General features: G+C 68.7%; 9 protein-coding genes. All 9 read left to right on the top strand.

Annotation, left to right across the window (positions count from 1 at the left end):
* The first annotated feature begins 121 nt into the window (after positions 1 to 121).
* Entirely contained in the window at positions 122 to 565 is a 444-nt protein-coding gene (locus ACDELDRAFT_RS16445) for a PaaI family thioesterase (protein ID WP_005798868.1), read from the top strand.
* A 116-nt stretch (positions 566 to 681) separates the two neighbouring features.
* Positions 682 to 1,698, top strand: a complete 1,017-nt coding sequence (locus tag ACDELDRAFT_RS16440; protein WP_005798865.1) for an NADP-dependent oxidoreductase — start codon at positions 682 to 684, stop codon at positions 1,696 to 1,698.
* A 139-nt stretch (positions 1,699 to 1,837) separates the two neighbouring features.
* A complete protein-coding gene (locus ACDELDRAFT_RS16435) occupies positions 1,838 to 2,308 on the top strand; it encodes a GNAT family N-acetyltransferase (RefSeq protein WP_005798863.1) in 471 nt (156 codons plus the stop codon).
* A 42-nt stretch (positions 2,309 to 2,350) separates the two neighbouring features.
* Positions 2,351 to 3,283 carry a glutathione S-transferase family protein gene (locus ACDELDRAFT_RS16430; RefSeq protein ID WP_005798862.1) on the top strand — a complete coding sequence of 311 codons (933 nt, stop codon included), beginning with the start codon at positions 2,351 to 2,353 and terminating at the stop codon, positions 3,281 to 3,283.
* Between the two features lie 173 nt (positions 3,284 to 3,456).
* Positions 3,457 to 4,362 carry an SDR family oxidoreductase gene (locus ACDELDRAFT_RS16425; RefSeq protein WP_005798860.1) on the top strand — a complete coding sequence of 302 codons (906 nt, stop codon included), beginning with the start codon at positions 3,457 to 3,459 and terminating at the stop codon, positions 4,360 to 4,362.
* A gap of 196 nt (positions 4,363 to 4,558) precedes the next feature.
* Positions 4,559 to 5,581: a GGDEF domain-containing protein gene (locus ACDELDRAFT_RS16420; RefSeq protein WP_005798858.1), complete on the top strand. Its 1,023-nt coding sequence runs from the start codon at positions 4,559 to 4,561 to the stop codon at positions 5,579 to 5,581.
* A gap of 369 nt (positions 5,582 to 5,950) precedes the next feature.
* The gene (locus ACDELDRAFT_RS16415; RefSeq protein ID WP_005798856.1) at positions 5,951 to 6,499 is read left to right on the top strand and encodes a methylated-DNA--[protein]-cysteine S-methyltransferase; all 549 of its coding nucleotides are present in this window, start codon (positions 5,951 to 5,953) and stop codon (positions 6,497 to 6,499) included.
* A gap of 91 nt (positions 6,500 to 6,590) precedes the next feature.
* Positions 6,591 to 7,805 carry a multidrug effflux MFS transporter gene (locus ACDELDRAFT_RS16410; RefSeq protein WP_040329605.1) on the top strand — a complete coding sequence of 405 codons (1,215 nt, stop codon included), beginning with the start codon at positions 6,591 to 6,593 and terminating at the stop codon, positions 7,803 to 7,805.
* On the top strand, positions 7,802 to 8,473 hold a 672-nt coding region (locus ACDELDRAFT_RS16405; protein WP_005798853.1), incomplete at its 3' end, for an MFS transporter. The genes ACDELDRAFT_RS16410 and ACDELDRAFT_RS16405, both read left to right, overlap by 4 nt.

Here is an 8,473-nt window from a genome sequence, read left to right as displayed (position 1 = left end):
TTGCGCCGCCAGGCCCGCGCTGGCGTTGCCATACGGGGCGGCGGCAGGGTGCCTGCAGCCGGCCCCGCCCTCAGGCCGGTGGGGCTATCCTCACGCCTTTTCTTGATTCCTGGAGTTGACCGTGTTGAAATTTGGTGCCGATATTCCTTTTGTCAGTCACCTGGGCTTTGCGCTGCACCGCATGCAGGGGGGCGAGTCCGAGTTGCACTACACAGCGCAACCCGAGCACCTCAATTCGTTCGCGGTGACCCATGGCGGCGCCACGATGACCCTGCTGGACGTGACCATGGCCACGGCCGCTCGCAGCGATACGCCCGACTTCGGCGTGGTCACCATCGAGATGAAGACGAGTTTCATGCAACCCGCCCGGGGGCCGCTGGTGGCCAAGGGCCGGCTCATCCACCGTACCGCCAGCATGGCCTTCACCGAGGCAACGGTGTTCGACGCCGAGGGCCGCGCCTGCAGCCACGCCACCGGCACGTTCAAGTACGTGCGGCGGCAACCCGCCGCGGGTGCCGCCGGCAATGGTGCCAGCGACGGGTTGAAGGTGATCTCCACCGATTGAGGTGCGTGCCGGCCGTCACGGGCCGTGTGCGCACCGGTTTTTGAGACAAAACGGGCTGCTGCGCTCACTGATCAAGCGCATCAAGCTATAAAAAATGTAGTAACAAGGAGTCTTCCATGCCCCGCAATCAACAGATCGTGCTCGACAACCGCCCGCAGGGCGAGGCCGTGGCCAGCAACTTCAGGCTGGTGGCCGTGGAAACGCCGGCCCTCCAAGACGGCGAGGTGCTGGTGCGCCACCACTACCTCAGCCTCGACCCCTACATGCGCGGCCGCATGAATGAGAGCAAGAGCTACGCGGCATCGCAGCCCCTGGGCGAAGTGATGATCGGCGGCACGGTGGGCGAGGTGGTCGAAAGCCGCAACCCCAAATATGCCGTGGGCGACAAGGTCGTGGGCATGGGTGGATGGCAGGAATACAGCGTGGTCGATGGCAACCAGCCGGGCGCGCTGCGCAAGGTGGACACCACGCATGTGCCGCTATCGCACTACCTGGGCGCCGTGGGCATGCCCGGGGTGACGGCGTGGTACGGGCTGGTCAAGATCATTGCGCCCAAGGCGGGCGACACGGTTGTGGTGAGCGCGGCCAGCGGCGCAGTGGGGAGCGCGTTTGCCGCCCTGGCCAAGGCACGCGGCTGCCGCGCGGTGGGCATTGCCGGCGGCGCAGAGAAGTGCCGGTATGCCGTGGAGGAACTGGGCTTTGACGCCTGCATCGACTACCGTGAGCACAGCGATGTGAAGGCCATGTCCAAGGCCCTCAAGGAAGCGTGCCCCAACGGCATCGACGGCTATTTCGAGAACGTGGGTGGCTGGATCATGGACGCCGTCATGCTGCGCATGAACGCCTTCAGCCGCATTGCCCTGTGCGGCATGATCGCCGGCTACGACGGCCAGCCTCTGCCCATGGCCAACCCCGCGCTCATGCTGATCAACCGCATGAAGGTCGAGGGTTTCATCGTGAGCGAGCACATGGAAGTCTGGCCCGAGGCATTGACCGAACTGGGCACGCTGGTGGGCAGCGGCAAGCTGCGTCCGCGCGAAACCATCGCCCAGGGCATTGCCGCCGCGCCCGAAGCCTTTCTGGGGCTGCTCAAGGGCAAGAACTTCGGCAAGCAACTCGTCAGGCTGGTATGAGGCGCTCTGTGAGCCGTTGCGTGTCGTCTCCTTCAAGAAGGACGCCAGCAGTGTGGCGGGGCCCTTGCACGGCAGGCAAGGCCGGGGCTGTGACGGTGGTGCGGGCAGCGACAAGTGCCCCCACCGTAGGGGCGCCGTGATGGCGTTGCACTGGACCTGGGAGCGCTTCGACCACCTGGGCGTGCACGCTCTGCACGACGCGCTGGCCTTGCGCTGCAGGGTGTTCATCCTGGAGCAGGGGCCCTACCAGGACCCCGACGGCGCCGACAAGCACTCCTGGCATCTGCTGGGCTACGACGACGCGGGCGCCTTGCAGGCCTGTCTGCGCGTCGTGGACCCGGGCGTGAACTACGCCGAGCCCGCCATCGGCCGCGTGGTCACCGCGCCCGAGGCGCGCGGCAATGGCACGGGGCGGGCGCTGATGCAGGAAGGCATCGCCCGCTGCCAGGCGGTGTGGCCCGGCCGCGGCATTCGCATCAGTGCGCAGGCGCACCTGCAGCGCTTCTATGGCAGCCTGGGCTTCGCTGCGGTGTCGGAGGTGTATCTGGAAGATGACATTCCCCACATCGAGATGCTCTGGAGCCCGCCGAGCGGCGGGGCGGGCCGCTGACGTCCCGCACGGCCGCCTGTTTCACCCTTGCGGAGATTGCCCATGTCTGCCCTGATCCTGCACCATTACCCGTCGTCGCCCTTTTCGGAAAAAATCCGCCTGGTGATGGGCTTCAAGCAGTTGCCCTGGAAATCGGTGGTCATCCCCAGCGTTGCGCCCAAGCCCGACGTGGTGGCCCTTACGGGGGGCTACCGCAAGACGCCGTTCCTGCAGATCGGTGCCGACATCTACTGCGACTCGGCGCTGATCTGCGAAGTGCTGGAGCACGAGCACCCCGAGCCCCCGCTGTACCCGCCCCACCTCAAGGGCGTGGCCCGGGTGTTTGCCCAGTGGGCCGACAGCACGCTGTTCTGGGCGGCCATGGCCTACAACCTGCAGCCGCGCGGCGCCGAGGTGCTGTTTGTCAACCTGCCACCTGCGGCGGCCCAGGCGTTTGGCGAGGACCGCCGCCAGATGAGCGCGGGCATGCAGCGCCTGCGGCCGGCCGACGCGACGGTGGCCTACCGCTCCTACCTGCGGCGCATCGCGCACATGGTTGAAGAGCACGATTTCACGTTCGGGGCCGAGCCTTGCGTGGCCGACGTTGCCGCCTACCACCCGCTGTGGTTCACGCGCCAGTGCGTGCCGGTGATGGCGGACATCTTTCAAGCCACGCCCGCCGTGACCGAGTGGATGGACCGTGTCGCTGCGCTGGGGCACGGCCGCATGGAAAAGTTCAGCGCCGCCGATGCCATCACGGTGGCCGCCGGTGCCGAGCCCTTGCCCGTGGTGGCGGATGTCTTCCAGGACGACCATGGCATTGCGCTGGGCGCGCAGGTGACGGTGGCGGCGGAGAGTTTTGGCACCGAGCCCACGGCGGGCGAGCTGATCGCCGCCACGCGCACGCGTTACACGCTACGCCGCACCGACCCCCGGGCCGGCACGGTGCACGTGCACTTTCCACGCGTGGGCTATGTATTGAGGGCGTCTCCCTGAGCGGCTGCGCCGCGTCCCTTCTCCTGGCTTCGCCAGGAAGATGCAGCGCCTGCGCACGCCAGCGAAGCCCCGCTTGAACGGCCCGGCGGGCTTGCGCGGCGGTTGCGGGCCTCGGCTGCGCCAGTTCCCAACGTATCCACCCATTCACAAGCAGACAACTGAAGGAGACAGACATGATCGATAACTTTGCCGGCAAGACGGCGGTGCTGACGGGCGCGGGGTCGGGCTTCGGACTCGAGTGCGCGCGCATTGGTGCGCGGCTGGGCATGAACCTGGTGCTGGTCGATGTGCAGCAGGACGCGCTCGACGCCGCTGCGGCCGAGATGCGCGCCGCCGGGGCGCAAGTGCTGGCCCAGCGCGTAGACGTTTCGAACGGACAGCAGATGGAGCAACTCGGCGCCGCTGTGCTGGAGCGCTTCGGCGCACCGCACCTGGTGTTCAACAACGCCGGTGTGGGTGCAGGCGGGCTGGTGTGGGAGAACTCGGTCAAGGACTGGGAGTGGGTGCTGGGCGTGAACCTCATGGGCGTGGTGCATGGCGTGCGCGTGTTCACCCCCATGATGCTGGAGGCCGCGAAGAGCGACCCCGCCTGGCGCGGCCACATCGTCAACACCGCCAGCATGGCGGGCCTGCTGGCGCCGCCGAACATGGGCATCTACAACGTGAGCAAGCACGCGGTGGTGAGCCTCTCCGAGACGCTGTACCAGGACCTGTCGCTCGTCACCGACCAGGTGGGCGCCAGCGTGTTGTGCCCGTATTTCGTGGCTACCGGCATCAACGACAGCCAGCGCAACCGCCCGGGCGAACTGGCCGCCGACAAGCCGACCAAGAGCCAGCTCATCGGCCAGGCCATGATCGGCAAGGCCGTGAGTGCGGGCAAAGTCACTGCCGCCGAGGTGGCGCAGAAAGTGTTCGATGCCGTGGCGGGGGGGCAGTTCTACATCTACAGCCACCCCAAGGCCATCGGCGCGGTGCAGACGCGCATGGAAGACATCCTGCAGGCCCGCAACCCCACCGATCCTTTTGCCGACAAGCCCGAACTGGGCGCCCAGTTGCGCGCGGCCTTGCGGGCCGGCTGAGCGCAGGCGCGCCACGCCGGTGCGGGGCAGTGCCGAGGCATCCCGGCGCTGTTCTCGGGCCGGCCCGGGTGTTACAGTGGTTTGCGCGTGCTGCGGGCGTGCCGCCGGCCCTTGCTGCGCGGCAAGGCGCCACGGCGAGCATGCAGCAGGCACACTGGTGCGCCCGCGCCCTTCGTCAACCCAGGACCCCGTCGCCATGCCACTGGAACGCCAGCAACTGATCCGCCTGCTGTTCGAGGAGTACATCGAGATGTACGCCGCCCGCGACGAGCGCCTGCTGCAACGGTTCAGCGAGCGCTTCAGCGGCTACACCGGCAGCGGCCATCGTCTCATCACCCGCCGGAGCGAATGGCTGGACGTGCTGCGGCACGATTTTGCCCAGGCGCCCGGGCGCATCGGCATCGAGATGCTTGACCTGGCGTTGCAGGACGTCAGCGACGACGCGGCACTGGTCACAGCGTTCTTTCACATCCATCTGCCAGGCCCGGCTTCGGCCCTGTCGCGCGAAACGGCCCGCCAGGTGCTGCTGTTCCGGCGCGAAGGTGATGACTGGAAGATCGCGCACAGCAGCATTTCGGTGCCATTCGAGGCGCATCGCTTGAGCGAAGCAGGGGGCGCACATGCGCTGCAGGCGCGCATCGATGCGCTGGAGGCCCAGCTGCGCGAGCGCACCCGTGCGCTCGAGGCGTCCGAGCGCACCACCCAGGCGCTGGGCCAGACCGATGTGCTCACCGGCCTGTGCAACCGGCGGCATTTCGAGCAGGTGCTGCAGCGCGTGTGGGACCATGGCCAGCGCGTCGCACGGCCCGTCGCCCTGATCCTGCTCGAAGTCGATCGGTTCAAGCATTTCAGCGAGCAGTATGGCCGCTTGGCGGGCGAGACATGCTTGCAGACCGTGGCGGTAACGCTGGCGCAACTGGCCTCGAAAGGGGTGGACGAGCATGTGGCGCGCTGGAGCGGCGAGACCTTCGTGGTGCTGCTGCCCGACACCCTGGTGCCCGATGCCATGGCCCTCGCCCAGAGCGTGCGCACCGCGCTGGTGGCGCTGGCCCTGCCGCACGCTGGCGCTCCGCTGGGGGTGGTGGGGTTCAGTCTCGGCGTGGCCTGCATGGTGCCCGAGCCCGGCCAGGACGCACAAGAGCTTGTGCGGCGGGCCGACATGGCACTGAGCCGTTCCCGCCAGGCCGGGCCGGATGCGATGGCGCTCACGATGGAGTGAGGCCGTGCTGCTTCCTTGCACCGGCCGGGCCACGGTGGCGCGGCGCCGCTCCGGTACACCCAGTGTGGCTGCGCTGACGCGCCGTGGCGATACCCGCATGCTTGGGTCATTCCCCAGGGTGCGGTGCCCGCGCTACCGCCTGGTGCAACGCTGGGCCTTGCCACCACTTGCGCATGGCCGTTACCGGTGGTGCAGCACCGCCGCCTTGCCACAGGCGAACGTCTGCCTGCCTGCGCCGGGCGCGGCTTGCTCCGCTGCGCGCAGCGCAGGTGCGGCTTCACGAAAGCCATCGGCTGCAAGGCGGCGCGGCCTGCGTGCACCGTGGCGCGCGCTAAGCGCAGAGGCCTGCGCGCCCAAGGGCAGGGCGCCATGAAGGCTTTGGGCTGGTGCCTGTTCGACACCGCCGTGGGGCCCTGCGGCCTGGCGTGGAGCGGGCAGGGCATTTGCGCGGTGCAGTTGCCCGAGGCCACGCCCCCCCTGACCCGGCAACGCATGGCGCGCATCACGCACGGCGCAGCCGAAGCGCCGCCCACAGCCGAGGCGCAGCAGGCCGTCGCCATCGTCCAGGCCCTGCTGGCGGGCCAGCCCCATGATGAGCGTGCCGTCGTGCTCGACATGTGTGGCGTGTCAGATTTCCAGCGCCGTGTGTACGCCATCACGCGCCGCATTCCCCCGGGGCAGACGCGCACCTATGGCGAGATCGCGGCCGAGCTGGGCGACAAGCGCCTGGCGCGTGCCGTCGGGCAGGCGCTGGGGCTCAATCCCTTTGCGCCCGTGATTCCCTGCCATCGGGTGCTGGCCGCCGGCAGCAAGCCAGGCGGCTTTTCGGCCCATGGCGGCGCGCACACCAAGCTGCGCATGCTGGCCGCCGAAGGAGCTCTGCAGACAGGGCAGGCGTCGCTTTTCGATGGACCCTGACGTGCGCGCGCCGTTCTGAGCCCCCATGCGGTGCTGGTGCAACCGCGCGCTCGCAAGCGCAAACGGCGGGCGGTGGCGACAATGCCCGGCTATGCCTGTTTCACGTTTTCTGAGAATGGCCCTGATATTGGGCCTGCTCTCGGCCATCGGTCCGTTTGCGATCGACATGTACCTGCCCGCACTGCCGGCCATTGGCGACAGCCTGGGGGCAGGCATCAGTGCGGTGCAGTGGAGCCTCACGGCCTTCTTTCTCTCGCTGGGTGTGGGCCAGTTGCTGTACGGGCCGGTGTCCGACATGCTGGGGCGCAGGCCTCCGCTCGTCTTTGGCCTGGTCGTCTTCAGCCTGGCGAGCGTGGGGTGCGCGCTGGCCAGCAACATCGAGACCCTGGTGGCACTGCGCTTCGTGCAGGGCCTTGGCGCGGCGGCCGGCATGGCCATTCCGCGCGCCGTGGTGCGCGACCTTCATACCGGCACCGAAGCCGCGCGGCTCATGTCGCTGCTCATGCTGGTGTTCAGCGTTTCGCCCATCCTCGCGCCGCTGGCGGGCAGTGCCGTCATTGCCGTGGCGGGATGGCGGGGCGTGTTCTGGGCCGTTCTGCTGGCCGCCCTGGCGGGGCTGGTGCTGGTGCATGCGGCGCTTGATGAAACCCGCCCGCCGGCCGAGCGCGTGGAAAGCAGCCTGGGCAGCGCGCTGCGCGCCTACGGCCTGCTGCTGCGTGATCGCCATTACCTGGGCCTGGTGTTCATCGGCGGATGCGCCATGGCAGGGTTCTTCGTGTACCTGGCCGGCTCGCCTTTCGTGCTGATCAACCACTACGGTCTGACGCCCACGATGTACAGCCTGGCGTTTTCGCTCAACGCGGCGGCGTTCATCGGCTCGTCGCAATTCACTGCCGCCCTGGGCGAACGTTTCGGCCTGGTGCGGGTGGTCAAGTTCGCGGCCGGCGCCGCCGGTGTGGTGATGGCGCTGATGCTGGGGTACTACCTTGCCGGGGGCGACCGGCTGGGCGTTTTGATCGCCCTGTATTTCGTGGCCAGCGCGTGCATGGGCCTGGTCATTCCCACCACGTCGGTGCTGGCGCTCGAACAGCACGGCGCCATCGCGGGCACGGCCTCTGCGCTGCTGGGCACGCTGCAGATGCTCACCGGCGCCGCCGCCATGGGGGTGGTGGGCCTGTTCGCCAACGGCCGCCCGCTGCCCATGGTGGTGGGCATGGCCTGCGGGGCCTTCGTGGCGGGGGCATTGACCTGGCTGACGCTGGGTGGGCACCGCGCGCAGCTCGCACACCAGCCTCCCGCCCGATGAGCACCGCCACTCCATCCCCCATGGCCGCCGCTGCGCCCATCGACGGGTTGCCCCAGCCGGCGCGCAACCGCGCCATGCTGGTCATCATCCTGGGCATCACCATGGCGGTGCTCGACGGCAGCATCGTCAACCTGGCCTTGCCGGGCATTGCGCGCGAGCTCAACGCCAGCGCGGCCCACGCCATCTGGGTGGTCAACGCCTACCAGATCGCCACGCTCGTCATGCTGCTGCCGCTGGCGTCGCTGGGCGAGCGCCTGGGTTACCGGCGTGTGTACTTCGTGGGCATGGCGTTGTTCGCGGTGTCTTCGGTGGGCGCCATGCTCGCGCACTCGCTGGGCACGCTGATCGTGGCGCGGGCCGCTCAGGGCCTGGGCGCCGCGGGCATCATGAGCGTGAATGCCGCCCTGGTGCGCCTGACCTACCCGCGCGCGCAGCTGGGCCGGGGGCTGGCCGTCAATTCCATGGTGGTGGCTCTGGCCTCGGTGGCGGGGCCTTCGGTGGCGGCGGCCATCCTGTCGGTGGCGTCGTGGCCGTGGCTGTTTGCGCTGAACCTGCCCCTGGGCGTTTTCACGCTGTGGCTGGGCCGGCGCGCCCTGCCATTCAACCCGCCAGGGGCCGTGGCCCCGCCGCGCCCCGCTGCGGTGGATGTGGTGCTCAACGTGCTGATG

This window comes from Acidovorax delafieldii 2AN (assembly GCF_000175235.1).
GTDB lineage: Bacteria > Pseudomonadota > Gammaproteobacteria > Burkholderiales > Burkholderiaceae_C > Acidovorax > Acidovorax delafieldii_B.
This window is presented reverse-complemented; position numbering and strand designations above follow the sequence as displayed.